At 45.9% G+C, this 21,141-nt stretch carries 22 protein-coding genes and 1 tRNA gene; 18 read left to right on the top strand and 5 right to left on the bottom strand.

From position 1 onward, the window contains the following. Window positions 1-37: 37 nt before the first annotated feature. Together ICN18_RS10245 and ICN18_RS10240 are read left to right on the top strand one after the other, a co-directional pair. Window positions 38-823 carry an SDR family oxidoreductase gene (locus tag ICN18_RS10245; protein WP_216190427.1) on the top strand — a complete coding sequence of 262 codons (786 nt, stop codon included), beginning with the start codon at window positions 38-40 and terminating at the stop codon, window positions 821-823. After that, window positions 820-3,306, top strand: a complete 2,487-nt coding sequence (locus ICN18_RS10240; protein ID WP_216190425.1) for an ABC transporter permease — start codon at window positions 820-822, stop codon at window positions 3,304-3,306. The genes ICN18_RS10245 and ICN18_RS10240 overlap by 4 nt, the downstream gene beginning before the upstream one ends. A gap of 9 nt (window positions 3,307-3,315) precedes the next feature. On the opposite strand, the gene ICN18_RS10235 is transcribed toward ICN18_RS10240, so the two are convergent. From ICN18_RS10235 to ICN18_RS10220, 4 genes are read right to left on the bottom strand one after another with little or no spacing between them, the layout of a single operon-like run. Beyond that, complete coding sequence (locus ICN18_RS10235; protein WP_216190424.1) at window positions 3,316-3,852, bottom strand: RDD family protein; 537 nt, start codon at window positions 3,850-3,852, stop codon at window positions 3,316-3,318. An 8-nt stretch (window positions 3,853-3,860) separates the two neighbouring features. Beyond that, window positions 3,861-4,490 carry a DUF3106 domain-containing protein gene (locus tag ICN18_RS10230; protein ID WP_216190422.1) on the bottom strand — a complete coding sequence of 210 codons (630 nt, stop codon included), beginning with the start codon at window positions 4,488-4,490 and terminating at the stop codon, window positions 3,861-3,863. 14 nt (window positions 4,491-4,504) lie between these two features. After that, window positions 4,505-4,963 carry a DUF3619 family protein gene (locus ICN18_RS10225; protein ID WP_216190420.1) on the bottom strand — a complete coding sequence of 153 codons (459 nt, stop codon included), beginning with the start codon at window positions 4,961-4,963 and terminating at the stop codon, window positions 4,505-4,507. After that, window positions 4,960-5,529 (bottom strand): RNA polymerase sigma factor, encoded by a 570-nt coding sequence (locus tag ICN18_RS10220; protein WP_216190418.1) that lies wholly within the window; start codon window positions 5,527-5,529, stop codon window positions 4,960-4,962. Before ICN18_RS10220 ends, ICN18_RS10225 begins: the two co-directional genes overlap by 4 nt. Window positions 5,530-5,722: 193 nt before the next feature. Here ICN18_RS10220 and ICN18_RS10215 point away from each other — a divergent pair, with 193 nt between their 5' ends. The 6 genes from ICN18_RS10215 to ICN18_RS10190 all read left to right on the top strand — a co-directional run bounded on the left by ICN18_RS10215 (window position 5,723) and on the right by ICN18_RS10190 (window position 12,435). Continuing rightward, window positions 5,723-7,510, top strand: a complete 1,788-nt coding sequence (locus ICN18_RS10215) for an acetolactate synthase 3 catalytic subunit (RefSeq protein ID WP_216190416.1) — start codon at window positions 5,723-5,725, stop codon at window positions 7,508-7,510. Further along, a complete protein-coding gene (ilvN, locus tag ICN18_RS10210) occupies window positions 7,510-8,001 on the top strand; it encodes an acetolactate synthase small subunit (RefSeq protein ID WP_011902903.1) in 492 nt (163 codons plus the stop codon). The genes ICN18_RS10215 and ilvN overlap by 1 nt, the downstream gene beginning before the upstream one ends. A gap of 51 nt (window positions 8,002-8,052) precedes the next feature. Beyond that, window positions 8,053-9,069, top strand: a complete 1,017-nt coding sequence (gene ilvC, locus ICN18_RS10205; RefSeq protein ID WP_046329933.1) for a ketol-acid reductoisomerase — start codon at window positions 8,053-8,055, stop codon at window positions 9,067-9,069. Between the two features lie 47 nt (window positions 9,070-9,116). Next, window positions 9,117-9,764 carry a phosphatidylserine decarboxylase gene (locus ICN18_RS10200; protein ID WP_216190414.1) on the top strand — a complete coding sequence of 216 codons (648 nt, stop codon included), beginning with the start codon at window positions 9,117-9,119 and terminating at the stop codon, window positions 9,762-9,764. A gap of 28 nt (window positions 9,765-9,792) precedes the next feature. After that, a complete protein-coding gene (pssA, locus tag ICN18_RS10195; RefSeq protein WP_216190413.1) occupies window positions 9,793-10,650 on the top strand; it encodes a CDP-diacylglycerol--serine O-phosphatidyltransferase in 858 nt (285 codons plus the stop codon). A 237-nt stretch (window positions 10,651-10,887) separates the two neighbouring features. After that, on the top strand, window positions 10,888-12,435 hold the full coding sequence (locus ICN18_RS10190; protein ID WP_216190411.1) for a 2-isopropylmalate synthase: 1,548 nt from the start codon (window positions 10,888-10,890) through the stop codon (window positions 12,433-12,435). 15 nt (window positions 12,436-12,450) lie between these two features. On the opposite strand, the gene ICN18_RS10185 is transcribed toward ICN18_RS10190, so the two are convergent. After that, the gene (locus ICN18_RS10185) at window positions 12,451-13,047 is read right to left on the bottom strand and encodes a lipid-binding SYLF domain-containing protein (RefSeq protein ID WP_216190410.1); all 597 of its coding nucleotides are present in this window, start codon (window positions 13,045-13,047) and stop codon (window positions 12,451-12,453) included. A 227-nt stretch (window positions 13,048-13,274) separates the two neighbouring features. On the opposite strand from ICN18_RS10185, the gene rpsO reads away from it, so the two are divergent. From rpsO to ICN18_RS10135, 10 genes are all read left to right on the top strand, one after another. Then, on the top strand, window positions 13,275-13,544 hold the full coding sequence (gene rpsO, locus ICN18_RS10180) for a 30S ribosomal protein S15 (RefSeq protein WP_068323724.1): 270 nt from the start codon (window positions 13,275-13,277) through the stop codon (window positions 13,542-13,544). Between the two features lie 268 nt (window positions 13,545-13,812). Beyond that, a complete protein-coding gene (pnp, locus tag ICN18_RS10175) occupies window positions 13,813-15,981 on the top strand; it encodes a polyribonucleotide nucleotidyltransferase (protein WP_216190408.1) in 2,169 nt (722 codons plus the stop codon). 24 nt (window positions 15,982-16,005) lie between these two features. Further along, on the top strand, window positions 16,006-17,004 hold the full coding sequence (locus ICN18_RS10170; RefSeq protein ID WP_216190407.1) for an NAD(P)H-quinone oxidoreductase: 999 nt from the start codon (window positions 16,006-16,008) through the stop codon (window positions 17,002-17,004). Between the two features lie 17 nt (window positions 17,005-17,021). Then, entirely contained in the window at window positions 17,022-17,780 is a 759-nt protein-coding gene (gene tpiA, locus ICN18_RS10165) for a triose-phosphate isomerase (RefSeq protein WP_216190405.1), read from the top strand. Window positions 17,781-17,802: 22 nt separating this feature from the next. Beyond that, entirely contained in the window at window positions 17,803-18,147 is a 345-nt protein-coding gene (gene secG, locus ICN18_RS10160; protein ID WP_216190403.1) for a preprotein translocase subunit SecG, read from the top strand. Between the two features lie 87 nt (window positions 18,148-18,234). Beyond that, a tRNA-Leu gene (locus tag ICN18_RS10155) sits at window positions 18,235-18,319 on the top strand. Between the two features lie 109 nt (window positions 18,320-18,428). Beyond that, complete coding sequence (locus ICN18_RS10150) at window positions 18,429-18,788, top strand: NADH-quinone oxidoreductase subunit A (RefSeq protein ID WP_215358987.1); 360 nt, start codon at window positions 18,429-18,431, stop codon at window positions 18,786-18,788. 5 nt (window positions 18,789-18,793) lie between these two features. Further along, on the top strand, window positions 18,794-19,276 hold the full coding sequence (locus ICN18_RS10145; protein ID WP_011902891.1) for a NuoB/complex I 20 kDa subunit family protein: 483 nt from the start codon (window positions 18,794-18,796) through the stop codon (window positions 19,274-19,276). 3 nt (window positions 19,277-19,279) lie between these two features. After that, entirely contained in the window at window positions 19,280-19,879 is a 600-nt protein-coding gene (locus ICN18_RS10140) for an NADH-quinone oxidoreductase subunit C (RefSeq protein WP_216190401.1), read from the top strand. Between the two features lie 3 nt (window positions 19,880-19,882). Next, window positions 19,883-21,136, top strand: coding sequence for an NADH-quinone oxidoreductase subunit D (locus ICN18_RS10135; RefSeq protein WP_216190400.1), 1,254 nt, complete (start codon window positions 19,883-19,885; stop codon window positions 21,134-21,136). Window positions 21,137-21,141: the final 5 nt, after the last annotated feature.

The raw sequence follows: 21,141 nt of genomic DNA, 5'->3' as shown, positions 1-21,141 counted from the left end.
CAAAAAATAAAAATTAGAAACAGATTTTGGAGATGAAATGGATTTAGGATTAAAGGACAAGGTTGCCTTAGTGATTGCTTCTAGTCGCGGCTTAGGTCAAGCCATGGCTGTATCTTTGGCCAAAGAGGGTGCCAAAGTGGCTGTAACAGGCCGCAATGCAGAAGGCTTGCAACAATCCGTAAAACTCATAGAGGCAGCCGGTGGACAAGCGCTTGCCCTTAATTGGGATCTCTCGGATACGTCCGTTATTGACAGCCTGGTCTCTAAAGTCGAAAAAGAATTGGGCCCTATTGATATTTTGATCAATAACACCGGTGGACCTCCGCCAACGCCTGCTGCCGGTCAAGATCCAGCGCTCTGGCAAAAGAGCTTTAACGATATGGTGCTATCACTCATTGCCATTACAGATCGAGTGTTGCCTGGTATGCGTCAGCGTAAATGGGGTCGAATTATTACCAGCACCACATCAGGTGCTATCGCTCCGATTAAAAATTTAGCCATTTCCAATACCTTGCGTGCAGCTCTGCTTGGTTGGTCCAAGACCCTTGCAGCAGAAGTGGCGGCAGAAGGCGTTACTGTAAATGTGATCATGCCTGGCAGAGTGGCAACAGACCGTCTCCGTCAGTTAGACGAGGCACGTGCTAAACGCGAAGATACAAGCTACGAAGATGTAGTCAAAGCAAGCCTAAGACAAATCCCCATGGGAAGGTATGGCGACCCTAAAGAGTACGGCGATGCTGCAGCTTTCTTGGCCAGTCAAAATGCTTCTTTCATTACAGGCACTGTCATGCGTGTTGATGGCGGCCAAATTCAGGCAATTTGAGTAATTTAATATACCGTTTCTTCGGTAGCTTGAGACGTGATTTGCGATCAAGCGAATTGCTGTGGTTATTAGTTGCCCTGACACTTTCAGTCACAGCATTATCTAGCGTTAGTTTTTTGGCGGATCGGATGCAAAGGGCTTTTGCGTTTGATGCCCGTCAACTATTGGCCGCAGATTTGTTAATTGTTTCTGATCAGCCGCTACCAAGTCTATTTTTAGATGAGGCAAACAAGCAAAATTTACAACTTGCGCAAACGGTTGTCTTCCCCAGTATGGCAACCCTTGATTCGTTCAGTAAATTAGCCTCACTCAAAGCCGTAAGCCCCCAATATCCTCTACGCGGGGCATTACGGGTTCAATCCAAAGATCAAGACAAGCCATATATTGCTGGCCCGGAGCAAGGCTCTGTTTGGGTAGATCCTGCGATGCTTGCAAGTCTTCATGCGAAAGAAGGTGACAGCATAGCGCTGGGTCAGAAGACCTTTGTGATTGGTGGCGTTCTAGAGCGTGAGCTAGATCGTGGTGCTGGCTTTATGAACTTTGCACCCAGAGTGATGATGTCACTTCAAGATTTAAGTGATACGGGTCTTATTGGCCTTGGTAGCAGAGTGACCTATCGATTACTGTTAGCGGGTTCTGACGCTGCAATTGGTTCATATGCGTCATGGGCAAACCAATATATAGAAAAAGAAAGTCTAAAGGGTGTTCGCATTGAAACGCTGGAGAATGCGCAGCCGCTAATGCGCAAAACTTTGGAACGCGCAGATCGATTCTTGTCATTGATTGCCTTATTAACGGCCATGGTGGCTTCGGTTGCTATCGCTTTATCTGCGCATCGCTATACCCGTAAACAGGCAGGTGTTTGCGCGACTCTTAAATGTCTAGGAGCAAGCTCCAGCATGATTCTCAAACGTCAGGGCGAGACCCTTTTGGGGCTTGGACTCATTGCAGTGCTTGTAGGATCTTTCTTGGGATTTATTGGACAGTATGTTTTGACTATTCTCCTGGGAAATTTGGTGCTAACTGAGTTGCCATCAGCATCTCTTTGGCCAGTGCTATGGAGTATTCTAGTAGCCTGGTGTTTGTTATCTGGTTTTGCAGGACCGGCAATCTATAGCTTGGTAAGGGTCTCGCCTATTCGATTAATCCGAAAAGAGTTTGATGGCATCGCCATTTACACTTTGTGGACAGCTCTATTTGGAGTGGGTGCCGCAGTTTCATTGATCATGCTGGCTGCCCGAGATTGGAAGCTAGCCTTATGGACCTGCCTTAGTTTTGGCGCAGCAATTACAGTTTTTGCTGCTGTATCTTGGTGCGCTTTACGAGTGCTCAGTTCAATACGTACAAAACGTTTTGCATTTGGCTTTGTCATTTTGTCTCAAGGGCGGATGACGGGGTTGGCAGTGGTGCAAATTACTGCACTGGGCATTGCTTTAATGGCGCTACTCCTAGTTTTACTATTGCGGGCTGATTTTTTAAGTGCCTGGCAGGGGAATATTCCTAGTGATGCGCCGAATCGTTTCATGATCAATGTTCAGGGCGATCAAAAACAGGATCTGACCAAGTCCCTTGAGAGTGCAGGAGTCTCCAGTCCTCAGTTTTATCCTATGGTGCGCGGTCGCTTGGTTGACATCAACGGGAAATTCGTAAGCCCGAATGATTTTTCTGAAGAAAATGCAAAACGGTTAATTGATCGTGAGTTTAATTTGTCCTATACCGATCAATTGCCATCGGGCAATCAAATTACTTCAGGCAGATGGATTGAGGGCGACGCACCTCAAATATCAATGGAAACTGGCATAGCCAAAACCCTGAAACTGAAATTAGGTGATCAATTGAGTTTTGAGGTTGCTGGAGAAAAAATAACCGCCCCCATTACTTCTTTGCGCAAATTAGATTGGGGCTCTATGCGAGTGAACTTTTTTGTCATTATGCCGCCAGCGCAATTGCAATCCTTGCCGCAGTCTTGGATCACTTCCTACTATCAATCACCTGAGCAAGAGTCTTTAGATTTTCAATTAAGCCAAAATTATCCTAACTTAACGATTGTGGATGTCTCAGCTTCACTGCAGCAAATTCAGGAGGTCCTCAATAAGCTCTCTTCAGTATTGGGCTTGCTACTAGCCTTTACGGTTGCAGCGGCGATATTGGTCTTGATGTCTGCAATCGCAGCTACCCAAGATGAGCGCTATAAAAATGCGGCATTGTTAAAAGCCCTGGGTGCCTCACGTTCTACATTAGCCAGTATTGCAAATATCGAGCTGGCGATGATTGGACTATTGGCAGGACTTCTGGCCGGTCTTGCTTCTGGCATTGCTGCCTGGGCTTTGGGTCGTTATGTGATGGAGATCCAATTTAATGCTTTTGGACAGGCAGTATTGATGGGTGTTGTCTTTGGCGTATTTGCCTGCCTTGCCTCTGGATACCGTTTCCAGAAAAGAATACAGAAAGCTACGGCAGTGGAATGTCTACGTGAAGCTTAGGTCAATTGATTAGCTTAGCTTCACAACATTTTTAGGAAGCTCAACTAAGCGGGTGCCGGCCAATCTGTCTGGCAGACTTTGTCGATGCAAAATATTCTGGCGATCTAAGTAGATACTCAATGGCCAAATGAGCAGGGCTACAGTAAAAAGCATTTCAATAATTTGCCACTTCTCAAGATGAAAAGCCCATTGCAATAGTACGCAGGGAATTAGCCAGAGTGAGCCATAGACATACCGCCAGAATGCTTGCCGTTTAGTCAGGTTGTAGCCCTTATACCCAATCATCCGGACACGCCAAGTTTGCATGGCAAGCGTTTGCCCTGACTTTGTCCAATACCAGACAAAGTAAATTCCTAAAACAGCATATAAATATAAAAAGGTAAGCCAGCTGGGCAGTGAGATACCAAACAAAATACCCAGACCTAGATTCGGAAGTAAAAAGGTAAATGCAATCACGCCAAGTAGTACCAATTGCTCATACATACAGCAAGATACTCTGCGCCAAAACTGAGGGGAAGGTAATGTATCTAATTCAGCAGGCGACATAGAGCTGCTTAGTTATTAGGTGAGCTGCTGGAAGGGCTGCCTTCCGTGCTGGATCCTGAGCTTTCTGCTGGTGCAGGAGGGCTGGGAGCTAAGACGGTTGTTGGAAGGGCAGCTTTCGGCGATATCGGGTGTTGCTGGAGTGTCGGTGCATTGGCTGCAGTAGGCTTTTTCTTGCTTTCAGATTCAGCTAACTTCTTCTTTTGCTCATCGCTCAGTTTTTGGTAGGCGCTCCAGGCCTCTGCTTTTTTCTCGGCAGGAAACTTCAGACTAGCTAGATAATTTTCGCGAGCAATACGACGTTCTTTTTGCGAAAGGTTAGACCAGCTAGTCATGCGTGATTGCAAACGCTCTTGATCTTGCGTATTCATTTTGGGATAAATATTGGCGACCTGAATCCATTTTTTACGACTATCGGGCAGCATGTAATCCCAGTCGCTTTCGAGCGGTGCCAGAATTTGTTGTTGTGCAGGCTTCAGACCTTCCCAAGTCCCATCTGGTTTTTTTTCTGGAATGGCAGTAGCTTTTCCATGAGCAGGGCTTGGCGTGGTTTGCGCTTGTGCAGGAACAATCTGGATGGCGCAAAAGAATACAAACAGCACTAGGCTGCAAGACTTTTGCGTACTAGTTGTCAGTGACATCAAGTGCTTGGAAATTATTTGCTTTGGATTGAATCGGATGCGCTATCAGATTCGGAAAGTGGGCCGTTTTTAAGAAAGGCCATAAATCCGCTATCTGCATAAGCGTCTGGTGGTACATCATCTGACAAAAGTGCTGCATCGACTTCTGCAATGTCATTGATACGGGAGTCATCCTGCCATTGAGCGATGCCAATGAGGCCAAAAACCAAAACAACGAGCGGGGCAATCCAGCCCATGCTGTCCCAAAGTCCATTGGATCCAGAGGTCCAATTGCGACCGGAGCCAGCCAAAACAGCCTTTTGGATATGTACTTTTTCAGGTTTCTTGAGTGAAATAGCCTTCATGCGTGCTGCATAGAGGCGATCCTTGATGCCCTGAGGAATGCTCTGGGTACCTTGACGTAGCAGGGCAGCGCTAGCCTGACCAAACTGGTCGACTTGGGTCTGGGTAAATTGGTCATCAAAGTGTTTCACAGCGTAATTCCTTTTAATTTCAATGCTTTAGCTAAAGTCTGGGTGGCTCTCGAACAGTGGGTTTTGACACTTCCTTCACTACAACTCATCGCCTTGGCCGTCTCAGTAATGCTTAGCTCATCCCAATAACGCATCAGGAAGGCTTCTCGTTGACGTACAGGCAATTTAGATATTTCTGACTCCAGAGTCTGTAAAAGCTGACTCTTTTCCAGCTTAAAAGCCCCATCTTGGTGAATTTCACTGTCGTCCGGAGCTGAAAGGGACTCTAAGGGGTCAAAATCATCTCCTTCATCGGTCTTTTTGCCCATATTGGAGAAAAGGGTGACCCAGGTATTTCTGACTTTTTGGCGCCTAAACCAGTCGTGGATGCGATTCTGCAGAATTCTGGTGAAGACCAGCGGCAGTTCTACTGCTGGTCTATCCCCGTATTTTTCGGCCAATTTAATCATGGCATCTTGAACAATATCCAGGGCAGCATCGTCGTCACGCACGGCATATACCGCCTGCTTAAAAGCGCGCTGCTCGACACTACTCAGAAAGTCAGATAGTTCTTGGGCTGATGCCATGCAATGGATTAGACCTGAATCGGTAAGAATTGAGCCATTTTAGGGGATTGCTATAGAATATAGGGCTTACTACCTAGAATCTCATTCAAGAAGTGGTTTTTTCCGGTAGCAGCGCCGTTCGAACTCAGGCCATAAGCAGGAGATAGAACAGACCAAACAATTTTTTGCCGAAAATTGCAAAGGACGAAAGAAAATGAATACAAGCAGCGCCGAATTTTTAGCTACTAAAGCTAACAAAGACTCAACAAATACAAATACTGATGCAGCAGCCCCAGAAATGATTGGTGCTGAAATGCTCGTGCATGCATTGCACAAAGAGGGCGTTCAATTTGTCTGGGGTTACCCAGGTGGATCCGTTCTCTTCATCTACGATGAAATTTTTAAGCAGGATAAGTTTGAACATATCCTGGTTCGTCATGAGCAGGCAGCTGTTCATGCGGCTGATGGCTATGCGCGCGCAACCGGTAAGGTTGGTGTTGCCTTAGTTACATCTGGTCCGGGCGTTACTAATGCGGTGACTGGTATTGCAACTGCCTATACCGACTCCATTCCAATGGTGATCATCAGCGGTAACGTTCCAACCTACGCTATTGGTGAAGATGCATTCCAGGAAGCTGATACCGTTGGTATTACACGCCCTGTCGTGAAACACAACTTCCTAGTGAAGGATGTTAAAGATCTTCCTTTGGTGCTGAAGAAGGCTTTCCATATCGCACAGACAGGTCGCCCTGGTCCTGTGTTGATTGATATTCCTAAAGACGTATCTGCTGCTAAGGGGCCATTTGTCTATCCAGAAACTTTGGAGATGCGTTCATACAACCCTGTTGTTAAGGGTCATAGCGGGCAGATTCGCAAAGCGGTAGCGCTATTGCAAGAGGCGGAGCGTCCATACATTTATACCGGTGGTGGTGTCATCCTGTCTGATGCTGCTCCAGAGCTCAAAGAGTTTGCCGATCTTCTTGGCTATCCAGTGACCAATACCTTAATGGGTTTGGGCGGATTTCCGGGTACTAGCCCGCAGTTCTTGGGCATGCTTGGTATGCATGGAACATACGAAGCCAATATGGCAATGCAACACAGCGACGTGTTGATTGCGATTGGCGCACGTTTTGATGATCGCGTGATTGGTAATACAGCGCACTTTGCTAGCCATCCACGCAAAATCATCCATATTGATATAGATCCTTCCGTGATTTCAAAGCGTGTGAAGGTGGATGTTCCTATCGTTGGCAATCTCAAAGAGGTTTTAGTTGAGATGACTGCACAACTCAAAGCAGCTGGTCCGCGCAAGAATGGCGACAAAGTTGCCGCTTGGTGGGATCAGATTAATGAGTGGCGCAAAAAGGACTGCTTAAAGTACGACGAAGCTTCCCAAATCGTGAAGCCGCAGTACGTTGTTCAAAAGTTATGGGAACTTACTGGCGGTGATGCATTCATTTGCTCTGACGTAGGTCAGCATCAGATGTGGGCTGCGCAGTTCTATAAGTTTGATAAGCCACGTCGTTGGATTAACTCAGGTGGCCTTGGCACTATGGGTGTTGGTTTGCCATACGCTATGGGCATTAAGAAAGCCTTCCCTGAAAAAGATGTGTTCACCATTACTGGTGAAGGCTCTATTCAGATGTGTATTCAAGAGTTATCTACTTGCAAGCAATACGACACACCAGTGAAGATTGTTTCTCTGAATAATCGTTACTTAGGAATGGTTCGTCAGTGGCAAGAATTGACTTACAACAAGCGTTATTCCAGCTCATACATGGATTCATTGCCTGACTTTGTGAAGTTGGCTGAAGCCTATGGCCACGTTGGTATGCGTATTGAAAAGAAATCGGATGTTGAGGGTGCGCTGAAAGAGGCTATTCGCCTAAAAGATCGTACCGTCTTCATGGACTTCCAGACTGACCCAGAAGAGAACGTTTGGCCAATGGTTCAAGCGGGCAAGGGTATTACTGAAATGCTTTTGGGTAGCGAGGATCTCTAATGCGACATATTATTTCTGTACTCATTGAGAACGAGCCGGGTGCTTTGTCGCGTGTAGTGGGCTTATTTTCTGCGCGCGGTTACAACATTGACACTTTAAGTGTTGCGCCGACTGAAGATCCCTCTTTATCACGTATGACTATCGTGACCTTTGGTTCAGATGACGTGATTGAGCAAATTACTAAGCACTTGAACCGTCTAGTTGAGGTGGTTAAGGTTTTTGATTTAAGCGAAGGCCCGCACATTGAGCGTGAGCTCATGATGATTAAGGTGCGTGCAGTCGGCAAAGAACGCGAAGAACTCAAACGTACTACTGATATCTTCCGCGGTCGCATCATCGATGTGACTGATAAGAGTTACACCATCGAGCTCACTGGTGATGGTGCCAAATTGGATGCCTTTATTGATTCGATTGATCGTGCATCGATTCTGGAAACTGTCCGCTCGGGCGGTTCTGGAATTGGGCGCGGCGAACGCATCCTCAAGGTTTAATTTTTTTAACTGATTACTGCATTAATTACATTTTCAATACAAGGAAAGAGCATGAAAGTTTTTTACGATAAAGACGCGGATTTGTCCCTCATCAAGGGCAAGAAAGTCACCATTATTGGCTATGGTTCACAAGGTCACGCCCACGCATTGAATCTGAAAGATTCAGGCTGTAACGTTACTGTTGGTTTGCGTAAAGATGGCGCTTCTTGGAGTAAGGCAGCAAATGCTGGCTTGACAGTAAAAGAAGTTGGCGAAGCAGTTAAAGATGCCGACGTAGTAATGATGTTGTTGCCAGACGAGCAAATTGCTGACGTTTACAGCAAAGAAGTTCATGGCAATATTAAGCAGGGCGCTGCCTTGGCTTTTGCTCATGGCTTTAACGTTCACTACGGTCAAGTTCAGCCACGCGCTGACTTGGATGTGATCATGATTGCTCCTAAGGCTCCTGGTCATACAGTGCGTGGTACTTATGCGCAAGGTGGTGGTGTTCCTCATTTGATCGCTGTTTATCAAGATAAGTCTGGCTCTGCTCGCGATGTTGCTTTGTCATATGCAACGGCAAACGGCGGTGGTCGTGCCGGCATCATCGAAACAAACTTCCGCGAAGAAACTGAAACTGACTTGTTCGGTGAGCAGGCTGTTCTCTGTGGTGGCGCAGTTGAGTTGATCAAAGCTGGTTTTGAGACTTTGGTTGAAGCTGGTTACGCTCCAGAAATGGCTTACTTTGAGTGCTTGCACGAGCTCAAGTTGATCGTTGACTTGATCTACGAAGGCGGCATTGCCAATATGAACTACTCAATCTCTAACAATGCTGAGTACGGTGAGTATGTCACTGGCCCACGTGTTGTGACTGAAGATACTAAGAATGCAATGCGTCAGTGCTTGAAAGATATCCAAACTGGTGAGTACGCTAAGAGCTTCATCTTGGAAAACAAGGCAGGTGCGCCTACTTTGATTTCACGTCGTCGCTTGAATGCAGAGCATGACATCGAAGTGGTTGGTGCTAAATTGCGCGCTATGATGCCTTGGATTGCTAAGAACAAATTAGTTGATCAAACTAAGAACTAAAAGTACGTATTTAAATAAAGCAGTTCTTTAAAAGGCTCAGAACAAAGATGATGTATCCACATCCCATTATTGCGAAAGAAGGTTGGCCGTATTTGGCTCTAGTGGGAGCCTTGACTTTGCTGGTTCACTATCTTGGTGGCATAGCCTGGTCATGGCCTCTTTGGATCATCTTTATCTTTGTTCTGCAGTTCTTTCGTGACCCGCAACGTATTCCTGCTATGGGTCGCGATCTGGTTTTATCTCCTGCCGATGGCCGTATCGTGGTGGTTGAGAAGACTAATGATCCATATGCTGGTCGTGAGGCGCTCAAAATTAGCGTATTTATGAACGTATTTAATGTTCACTCCAACCGTAGTGCTGTAAACGGTTTGGTGAAAGAGATTCAGTACTTCCCAGGCAAGTTTGTAAATGCAGATCTGGATAAGGCCTCTACTGAGAATGAGCGTAATGCGGTGGTAATTGATGCTAATGGTCAGACTGTGACGCTAGTTCAGGTGGCAGGATTGATTGCACGCCGTATTCTTTGCTATATCCACGTTGGCGATCGCCTTAAAGCCGGTGAGCGCTATGGTTTTATTCGTTTTGGTTCTCGTGTTGATGTGTATTTGCCATTGACTGCAGAGCCTTTGGTAAGTGTTGGTGATAAAGTGTTTGCAACAAACACTGCTTTGGCGCGTTTGCCTGGTTTAGATTGATTCGAAACATTATTCACTGGGATATTTTTTGACCACATTTCGCCGTCGAGGTCGCATAGATCGTAGCCGTCTTTCACGTAAACCTTCTTCCAACGATCAGTGGGCGGAAGATCTGGGTGATGGCATAGATTACGAAGTAGAGGAGTTGCACCCAGAAAAGCCTCGCTTGCGTAGCAAAGGGATTTATCTTTTGCCAAACGCATTTACAACTGCGGCTTTGTTTTGTGGCTTCTTCGCTATTGTGAATGCGATGAACCATCAGTTTGAGATTGCTGCAATTGCAATCTTTGCCTCCCTAGTTCTTGATGGTATGGATGGTCGTGTTGCGCGTATGACCAATACCCAAAGTGCTTTTGGAGAGCAATACGATTCTCTTGCAGACATGGTTTCTTTTGGTGTAGCGCCAGCATTAGTGGCTTATGAGTGGGCCCTAAAAGATTTGGGTAAATGGGGCTGGTTGGCTGCTTTTACTTACTGTGCTGGCGCGGCATTACGTTTGGCGCGCTTTAACGTCAATACCAGCGTAGTCGATAAAAAGTTCTTTCAAGGCTTGCCAAGCCCAGCAGCAGGCGCTTTAATGGCCGGCTTTATTTGGTTGGCTGACGACAACAAGATTCCAGTGCGCGATACAGCGATTCCTTGGATTACCTTCTTTATTGCGGTTTATGCTGGTCTCACCATGGTTTCTAATGCGCGTTTTTATAGTGGCAAGGCCTTGGACGTACGCTACCGCGTGCCATTTGGTGTGATGGTGTTGATGATTCTGACCTTTGTCCTCATCTCATCTAATCCGCCTTTAACCTTATTTGGTTTATTTGTTGTGTACTCGATCTCCGGCTATGTCATCTGGGCCTGGGAAAGACTCAGTGGCAAGCGTTTTAGCTAATCCGCAATTTTTGGGGTATATTTAATCCATGTTGATGAATTTCTCACCTTTAACTGGCCTCCTTCTGCTAGCACTAAGCCTAAAGCTTGGGGCGGGTAAGGCCTGAGTTAATGAGATAAAGATACTTCATTAGCCACCACATACCAGCCCCAGCTACTTGCTGGGGTTTTTGTTTTATGAAATTGAATTAATGTAATCAATAATTAAATAGAGAAGTATTTAAACCGGAGAGCAGTAATGAGCGACAAAGTAATCATTTTTGATACCACCTTACGCGATGGCGAGCAGTCACCAGGCGCTTCCATGACTAAAGACGAAAAGGTTCGCATTGCGCGCCAATTAGAGCGTCTCAAGGTGGATGTGATTGAGGCTGGCTTTGCCGCAAGCTCTGAAGGTGACTTTCAGGCGATTTCTGCAGTCGCTGCGGCCGTTAAGGACTCTATTGTTTGTTCATTAGCTAGGGCGAATGACAAAGATATCACGCGTGCTGCTGATGCATTGCAAGCCGCTAATGCAAAACGGATTCACGCCTTCTTGGCAACAAGCCCTTTGCATATGGCGGTGAAATTACGCATGTCTCCAGAAGAGGTATTGGAGCAAGCTAAGCGCTCGATTCGTTTTGCCCGTAACTTAGCGGCGGACATTGAGTTCTCTGCTGAGGATGGCTATCGCTCAGAAATGGATTTCTTGTGCAGGGTAGTAGAAGCAGTTATTAACGAAGGCGCATCTACTATCAATATTCCAGACACGGTTGGTTATGCAACACCAGAGTTGTATGGTGAATTCATTAAGACTTTGCGTACTCGCGTACCAAACTCCGATAAGGCAGTCTGGTCAGTGCATTGCCATAATGACTTGGGAATGGCAGTTGCCAATTCATTAGCCGGCGTGAAGATTGGTGGAGCACGTCAAATTGAGTGCACCATTAATGGTTTAGGTGAACGTGCTGGCAATACTGCATTAGAAGAAATTGTGATGGCATTGCGTACCCGCAAAGATTATTTCGATATGGTTTGCGGAATCGATGCGACCCAGATTGTTCCCGCGTCAAAATTAGTTTCACAGATTACTGGATTCGTTGTTCAGCCTAATAAGGCCGTTGTTGGCGCCAATGCTTTTGCTCACACATCAGGCATTCATCAAGATGGCATCTTGAAGAATCGCGATACCTATGAAATCATGCGCGCAGAAGATGTAGGTTGGTCTGCTAATAAGATTGTGTTGGGTAAGTTGTCCGGACGCAATGCATTTAAACAACGCTTGCAAGAATTGGGAATCACGGTAGAAGCTGAGGCGGATTTAAACGAAGCGTTTACTCGATTCAAAGCATTGGCAGATCAAAAGTCTGAGATTTTTGATGAGGACATTATCGCCATCATGTCAGACTCTGCTGCTGCAGAAGAGGGTGAGCACTATAAATTTATTTCTTTAAGCCAGCACTCAGAAACTGGTGAACGACCTAAATCACGCGTGACCTTCCGCATGGGAGACAAAGAAATTAGTTCTGAGGCAGAGGGCAATGGCCCGGTAGATGCTAGCTTGAATGCTATAGAGGAAATTGCCAAGAGTGGAGCAGAGCAGTTGTTGTATTCCGTTAATGCGATTACTTCAGGCACGCAATCTCAGGGTGAGGTCACAGTGCGCTTAGCTAAGGGTGGACGTATTGTGAATGGCGTTGGCACAGATCCTGACATCATTGCAGCTTCTGCAAAGGCGTATTTATCAGCGCTAAACAAATTGCATGATCCGAGCCAAGCAAAGCTCAATGCACAGATGACGCCTTAAGCGTCATTAATAAACTTATTTATTTAAGTCAGTTTTTTTATAGTACTTCGTGCCCTTGCCGGTGATTTCAGCGGCAAGTCCGGAGTCTGTAAGCTGATACATCAATATTCCCGGAGCGACTACCGTGGCATCTTGATAGGCACCACCATCCTTTTCGTATTTAGCTGCCGCAGTAACTTGGCCACCAAAGGTCCAGCCGGAGTTAACGAAATCTTTCATGGCTGCCTCAGTCTCAAAAACAAATATATTCTGGAATGACTTAATTCCAAGACCTAAGCCAGCTTGAACTTCAGCCATATTCATATAGACGCGTTTATTGCTGGATTTATCGATAACCACGCCGCTACCGGTTCCGCCCCCAGCAATCAGAATCTTCATTCCAAAGTTACTGAAGGTTGCATAGCCAGCTGATTTTTCTATCAGGTCCTTAGCCTTTGGTTGTGCTTCGTATAACTGCTTCAGAATTGTCTGGTTTTTAATCAAAATATCCTGGCGTTGTTCGGCAACCGTTTTATCTGGTCCAAAAAAAGAGCCAAATTGAGCATAAGCGGGCAGGGCAAAGGTTGATGCAAGGCAAAAAAGGGCTGCCATGAGTCGATGTATTGCATTCATAATTTGTAAGTTATTGTATTTAAAGGATAAATTAGGTAAGCAGACCAAAAAACAGACTAAAATTCAGTCAGGTAAATAGGTGTTGCATTGTCATTCATTCTCTCAAAGGACGCTAGCTCTGCTACAATTCGATGGCTTTGATTTGTAAAGCTTTTTTGTTTTATTTTGTTAATCGCACGACACATAAGGGTGAAAGCTCAAGTGTTCGCAAGTTAGGAGTATTAAAAATGGCAGTTGCTGATATTAAAACGGCGGAAATCGTCAAAGAAAACGCGCGCAGCGCAAACGATACGGGTAGCCCTGAAGTTCAAGTTTCATTGCTTACAGCCCGTATTAATGAATTAACACCCCATTTCAAGGCTAACGCTAAAGATCATCACAGCCGTCGTGGTTTGTTGAAGATGGTTTCACGTCGCCGTCGCCTCTTGGATTATCTCAAGGGCAAAGATTTGGATCGCTATCGCGCATTGATTGAGAAATTAGGTCTCCGTAAGTAATTCTTATTGGTATGCAATGCCATCTTTCTTAGGGTTGTTTCTTCGCGGATTCAGTCTTAAGCAGATGGCATGTTTTTTGGGCGCTTCAAGATTATTTGTGTAGGGGATTGTGTCATTCCAATGAGTTTCTGAAAGTTGATTCAGAGCCTCCCTGGAATGGCATCCCTTTTGATCTTAAATCGCTCCAGTGTTGTCGTGACACTGCTTTATCCCACGACAAGCGTGATGCTCATGTGAGCTTTGCGTGAACAATTTGGAGAAGATCAGAATGACTATGTTTAAAAAGGCAGTAAAAAGTTTTCAATGGGGAAATCATCAAGTAACCATGGAAACAGGCGAGATTGCTCGTCAATCTGGTGGTGCCGTTATCGTTAACGTTGATGACACGGTAGTAATGGGTACAGTAGTTGCGTCTAAGTCTGCAAAGCCAGGCCAATCCTTTTTCCCGTTAACTGTTGATTATTTAGAGAAGACATACGCAGCAGGCAAGATTCCTGGTGGCTTCTTCCGCCGTGAAGGCCGTCCATCTGAAGGTGAGACTTTGATCTCCCGTTTGATCGACCGTCCATTGCGTCCTTTATTTCCAGAAGGCTTCTTAAACGAAGTTCAGGTAGTAGTTCATGTCTTGTCTATCAACCCAGACGTTCCTGCTGATATTCCTGCATTGATCGCCGCTTCTGCAGCCCTGGCTATTTCAGGTATTCCATTTGCTGGCCCAGTTGGCGCAGCACGTGTTGGTTACGCTAATGGTCAATATTTGTTGAACCCAACTCGTACAGAACAAGCTACTAGCGAAATGGATTTGATTGTTGCTGGTACACAAGCTGCTGTATTGATGGTTGAGTCCGAAGCTAATCAGCTATCTGAAGAAGTGATGTTGGGTGCGGTTGTATATGGTCATGACCAAATGCAAACAGCGATCAACGCTATTAATGATTTAGTTCGTGAAGCTGGCAAGCCTGAGTGGGATTGGACTGCCGCTCCTAAAGATGAGCCATTCATCGCTAAGGTAACTGCATTGGCTGAAGCGCCATTGCGTGAGGCTTATCAGATTCGTCAAAAGGGTGCTCGTTCAGACAAGCTCAAAGAAATCACTAAAACAGTTGTAGCTAAGCTACAAGAAGAAGGTGATGTTGACGCTGTTGCCGTTAATGACATCCTTTTTGAAATCGAAGCGAAGATTGTTCGTAGCCAGATTTTGAACGGCGAGCCGCGTATTGATGGTCGCGACACTCGCACCGTTCGTCCGATTGAAATTCGTAATGGCGTATTACCACGTACACACGGTTCTGCATTGTTTACTCGTGGCGAGACTCAAGCATTGGTTGTTGCTACATTGGGTACTGCACGTGACGAGCAAATTATTGATGCGCTCGAAGGTGAGTACCGCGATCGCTTCATGTTCCACTACAACATGCCTCCGTTTGCAACAGGTGAAACAGGTCGTGTAGGCAGCCCGAAGCGTCGTGAAATTGGTCACGGTCGTTTGGCTAAGCGTGCATTGATTCCAGTATTGCCAAGCGCAGAAGACTTTGCTTACAGTATTCGTGTGGTTTCAGAAATTACTGAGTCCAATGGCTCATCTTCAATGGCTTCTGTTTGCGGCGGCTGTTTGGCGATGATGGATGCTGGTGTTCCAGTTAAAGCGCACGTAGCTGGTGTAGCGATGGGCTTGATCCTTGATGGCAACCGTTTTGCCGTGTTGACAGACATTTTGGGTGATGAAGATCACTTGGGCGACATGGACTTCAAAGTAGCGGGTACTGCTAACGGTATTACAGCTCTTCAGATGGACATTAAAGTTCAAGGTATTACTAAAGAAATTATGCAAGTTGCTTTAGCGCAAGCTAAAGAAGGCCGTTTGCACATTTTGAGCAAGATGCAAGAAGCAATGGGTTCAGTACGTACAGAATTGTCAGCTCACGCTCCACGTATGGTTTCTTTCAAAATTCATCCAGACAAGATTCGTGAAGTAATCGGTAAGGGCGGCGCAACAATTCAAGCGTTGACTAAAGAAACTGGTTGCAGCATCGACATTAAAGATGACGGCACTGTAACGATTGCTTCTACTTCTGCTGAAGGTATGGCTGAAGCAAAAGCGCGCATTGAAGGCATCACTGCTGAAGCCGAAGTAGGCAAGATCTACGAAGGTCCAGTTGTGAAATTGCTCGAATTCGGCGCTTTGGTAAACATTCTTCCTGGCAAAGACGGTCTATTGCACATCTCAGAAATTTCTAATGAGCGCGTAAAAGAAGTTAAAGACTATTTAGCTGAAGGCCAAGTTGTGCGCGTGAAATTATTAGCTGCTGATGAACGTGGTCGTTTGCGCTTGTCATTGAAGGCTGCTATGGCTGATGAAGGTGGCACGATTGCTCCTTTGGCAGGCGCTGCTGAAGTTGTTGCAGAAGCTGCTCCAGCATCTGGCGAGTCCGCTTAAGTATCTTAGTAAGCAGGAGTATTTATGCGCGTAATTGAAATCAAAGAGTTTGGCGCTCCAGAAATGTTGGTGCCAACCACTCGTCCTGATCCAGTAGCTCCCGCTGCTGGAACTGGCGAAATATTGATTAAGGTTTTGGCTACTGGAATTAATCGCCCTGACGTTTTACAGCGCAAAGGGCATTACCCTGTTCCAGCGGGTGCATCGGATATTCCTGGTCTTGAAGTTGCTGGTGAAATCATCGGTGGTGATCTAGCTCATGCTGACAACGTATTTGGTTTAAAGCTTGGTGACAAGGTCTGCGCCTTGGTGCAGGGGGGTGGTTATGCAGAAATGTGTACTGCTCCCGTTGCGCAATGTCTGCCTTATCCCAAAGGATTCAGCGATCAAGAGGCAGCAGCATTGCCTGAAACTTTTTATACCGTATGGAGCAACGTCTTCATGCGCGGCGAATTGTCAGAGGGCGAAACGCTGTTGGTTCAGGGTGGCTCAAGTGGTATTGGCGTTACTGCCATTCTGCTTGCTAAGGCCTTGGGTCATAAAGTATTTGTGACTGCTGGTACGGATGAGAAATGTTCTGCATGTGTAGCGCTCGGCGCTGATCTGGCTATTAATTACAAGACACAAGACTTTGTCGAAGAGGTTAAAAAAGCTACCGATGGTAAGGGTGTCAATGTCATTCTTGACATGGTCACCGGTGCTTATGTGCAAAAAGAAATTGACTGTTTAGCTGATGATGGACGAATTGTGATCATTGCCATTCAGGGTGGATCAAAAGCAGAGGTCAGCACCAATCAGATTCTGCGTCGTCGTTTAACTATTACTGGCTCAACACTGCGCCCACGTCCAGTTTCCTTCAAGAAACAGATTACCAAGCAGCTCTATGAAAATGTTTGGCCTTTGCTCAATGCAGGCAAACTCAAACCAGTTATTTATAAGACATTTACGCTCGATCAGGCAGCGGATGCTCATGCATTAATGGAGTCATCTGAGCACGTTGGCAAAATTGTTTTAACTGTTTGAAATAATCATTGACCCATATGCGACCACTGATCGTTATCGGCAACTGGAAAATGAATGGCAGTCTTGCAAGTAATCAAGACTGGATCAAGACCGTTGCTCGTGGCATGGAGAGTGGAATGCCATCTGGACGTAAATATGCAGTATGCCCACCATTTCCGTATTTATCCCAATGCGCTTCTTTGATCAAAGAGCATTCATTGGCATTTTTGAATTTGGGTGCACAGGATGCATCCGCTCATAGCTCTGGTGCATATACCGGAGAGGCTGCTGCATCTATGCTGAAAGAGGTTGGTTGCACCTATGTCATCGTTGGACACTCTGAGCGTCGTCAGATGCATCAAGAGGTAGATGAGGTGGTTGCTGCTAAAGCGCTACAAGTATTAGATAACGGCATGACGCCGGTGATCTGCGTTGGTGAGACTGCTGATGAAAGAAATTCAGGTAGAGCGGAAGAGATTGTTTGTGGTCAGATTGCCAAACAAGTGGGCGTCTTGCAAGATCGTCTCGCGGATTGCTTGATTGCTTATGAGCCAGTTTGGGCTATTGGTACTGGCAAAGTCACTAGCGCACAAGTTGCCCAAGACATGCATCGCGCTATTCGTTTGCAATTGGCTGAATTTGATGAGGATGTCGCTTCTCATGTTGGAATTTTGTACGGTGGCAGTGTCAAGCCTGATAATGCCGTTGAATTGTTTGCCATGCCCGATATTGATGGTGGATTGGTTGGGGGAGCTTCATTGAATCCTCAAGACTTCCTGGCCATCTGTCAGGCATAGATTTTTTATTTGGAGATAAGCTGTGGAATGGTTTAAGACTTTATTGATCGTATTGCAGGTAATTTCAGCTTTGGCTGTCATCCTTCTGGTGTTATTGCAGCAGGGTAAGGGCGCTGATATGGGTGCAGCTTTTGGCTCGGGATCATCAGGCAGTCTATTTGGCGCCAGCGGTTCTGCCAACTTCCTATCGCATGCGACAGCTGTTTTTGCTGCCGTTTTCTTTATTAGTACTTTAGGTATTACTTGGATTGGCAATAAGAAAGAAGTTAGCCCAGGCGTCCTTTCTGGCACGGTAGCTCCAGCAGCAACTCCTGCTGCTCCGGTGGCTCCAGCCCAGGATCCAAGTAAACCAGCAGTTCCTAAGTAAAAAAAGTAGGTTTTTACAGATTTTCTAGCCCAGAAAATGGGGTAGAGCAGTGGTGCAATGCAGTAGAATTGATGAGTTTTGCAAGATGCCGACGTGGTGAAATTGGTAGACACGCTATCTTGAGGGGGTAGTGGCTTAGGCTGTGCGAGTTCGAGTCTCGCCGTCGGCACCAAAAAAGAAGTATTGCTAAGGGTTTTTGCTCTAAATCAATGCTTTATGTAGTGGAATAATTAATAATTTGCTGCTTTTAGGATTTACCAGACAAACGAATCAGGGCTATTTTGAATCTCGCTAATTACTTTCCTGTTCTGCTTTTTATCCTCGTAGGTATTGGGGTTGGATTAGTCCCCATGTTCCTCGGAAAAATTCTGGCTCCTTCGAAGCCTGACGCTGAAAAGCTCTCTCCATATGAGTGCGGCTTTGAAGCTTTCGAAGATGCGCGTATGAAGTTTGACGTGCGTTACTACTTAGTCGCTATTCTCTTCATCCTGTTTGACCTTGAAACTGCATTCCTATTTCCATGGGGTGTGGCATTACGTGATATCGGATGGCTTGGCTACGCCTCTATGGTGATTTTCCTCTTGGAATTCATTGTGGGATTTGTATATATCTGGAAAAAGGGCGCTCTCGACTGGGAGTGATAGATATGGCATTAGAAGGCGTACTTAAAGAAGGTTTTGTAACCACCACTGCGGATCAGTTAATTAACTGGACGCGTAACGGCTCCTTATGGCCTATGACCTTTGGTCTGGCTTGTTGTGCTGTCGAAATGATGCATGCGGGCGCTTCCCGTTATGACTTAGACCGTTTTGGCGTGGTATTCCGCCCATCTCCACGTCAGTCCGACCTGATGATTGTTGCTGGTACTTTATGCAACAAAATGGCTCCTGCATTACGTAAAGTGTATGACCAGATGCCAGAACCACGCTGGGTTATCTCTATGGGTTCTTGCGCAAATGGTGGTGGCTACTATCACAACTCATATTCAGTTGTCCGCGGTTGCGACCGTATTGTGCCAGTGGATATTTATGTGCCTGGCTGTCCTCCAACTGCAGAAGCGTTGATCTACGGAATTATTCAGTTGCAATCCAAGATAGCTCGTACAAGTACGATTGCGCGGAAGGCTTAAATCATGTCAGATCGTTTAAATCAGTTAGCCGCTAACTTAGACAAAGTTTTAGGTAAGCGCATTCAGTCTGTTGAGATTGCCTTGGGTGAAGTAACAGTGGTTGTTAAAGCAGATTCCTACCTCGAATCAGCTTTGTTGTTGCGTGATGATCCATCGCTTGCCTTTGAGCAGTTGATTGACTTGTGTGGCGTTGATTATCAAGATTTCCGCGATGGTGCTTGGGGTGGTCAACGTTTTGGTGTTGTAAGCCACTTACTATCACTTGAGCACAACTGGCGTTTGCGCGTACGCGTATTCGCACCCGACGATAGCTATCCTCTAGTTGCCTCTATTACTCCGGTATGGAATTCTGCTAATTGGTTTGAGCGTGAAGCATTTGACCTCTACGGCATCCTCTTTGATGGTCATGATGACTTGCGTCGTATTTTGACTGACTACGGCTTTATTGGTCATCCATTTAGAAAAGATTTCCCAATCAGCGGCAATGTAGAAATTCGTTACGACCCAGAGTTAAAACGTGTTGTCTATCAACCAGTCACGATTGAGGCTCGAGAAATTACTCCACGCATCGTTCGCGAAGAGCAGTATGGAGGTCCGGTTTAAGTCATGGCACAAATTAAGAACTACACCCTCAATTTTGGTCCTCAGCATCCTGCGGCACACGGCGTACTACGCTTAGTGCTTGAGCTTGATGGCGAAGTGATTCAGCGCGCTGACCCACATATTGGTTTATTACATCGCGCTACTGAAAAATTAGCTGAGACACGTACTTGGATTCAAAACGTTCCATACATGGATCGTTTGGATTATGTTTCGATGATGTCCAATGAGCATGCTTATGTCATGGCTATTGAGAAGTTGCTTCAAGTTGATGTTCCTTTGCGTGCTCAATACATCCGCGTGATGTATGACGAGCTAACTCGCTTATTGAATCATTTGCTTTGGATCGGTTGTCACGGTCTTGATGTTGGAGCAATGGCCGTCTTCTTGTACGCCTTCCGTGACCGTGAAGATATTTTCGATATGTATGAGGCGGTGTCTGGCGCGCGTATGCATGCTGCTTACTATCGTCCAGGCGGCGTTTATCGTGACTTGCCAGATCAAATGGCTCAGTACACCAAGAACAAGATTCGTAGTGCTTCTGCTATTAAGCGTTTGAATGAAAACCGTAGCGGCACATTGTTAGATTTCATTGAGCAATTCACTAATGGCTTTGATGCTAACGTTGACGAGTATTGCAATCTGTTGACAGACAACCGTATTTGGAAGCAACGTTTAGTCAATATCGGCATCGTGACACCAGAGCGTGCTTTGCAGCTCGGCTTCACTGGCCCTATGTTGCGTGGTTCAGGTATTGAGTGGGATTTGCGTAAGAAGCAACCCTACGAAGTCTATGACCGTTTAGATTTTGATATTCCAGTTGGCGTGAATGGCGATTCTTATGATCGTTATTTGGTTCGCATGGAAGAGATGCGTCAATCTAATCGCATCATCAAACAGTGCGTTGCTTGGTTAAAAGCAAATCCCGGTCCTGTAATGAGTGACAACCATAAGTTTTCTCCACCGAAGCGCGTGGATATGAAAACAAATATGGAAGAATTGATTCACCATTTCAAACTCTTTACTGAAGGTATTCACGTTCCTGATGGCGAGGCTTACTCAGCTGTTGAGCATCCTAAAGGCGAGTTTGGTATTTACTTGATTTCAGATGGCGCTAATAAGCCTTACCGCATGAAGATTCGTGCACCAGGTTTTGTGCATTTATCTGCAATGGATGAGATGTCACGTGGCCACATGTTGGCTGATGCGGTAACCATCATCGGAACCCAAGATATCGTGTTCGGGGAGATTGACCGCTAATTAGC

The organism is Polynucleobacter parvulilacunae (assembly GCF_018881715.1).
GTDB lineage: Bacteria > Pseudomonadota > Gammaproteobacteria > Burkholderiales > Burkholderiaceae > Polynucleobacter > Polynucleobacter parvulilacunae.
Note: the sequence above shows the minus strand (reverse complement) of the source record. Positions and strands in the feature narration are given on the sequence as shown.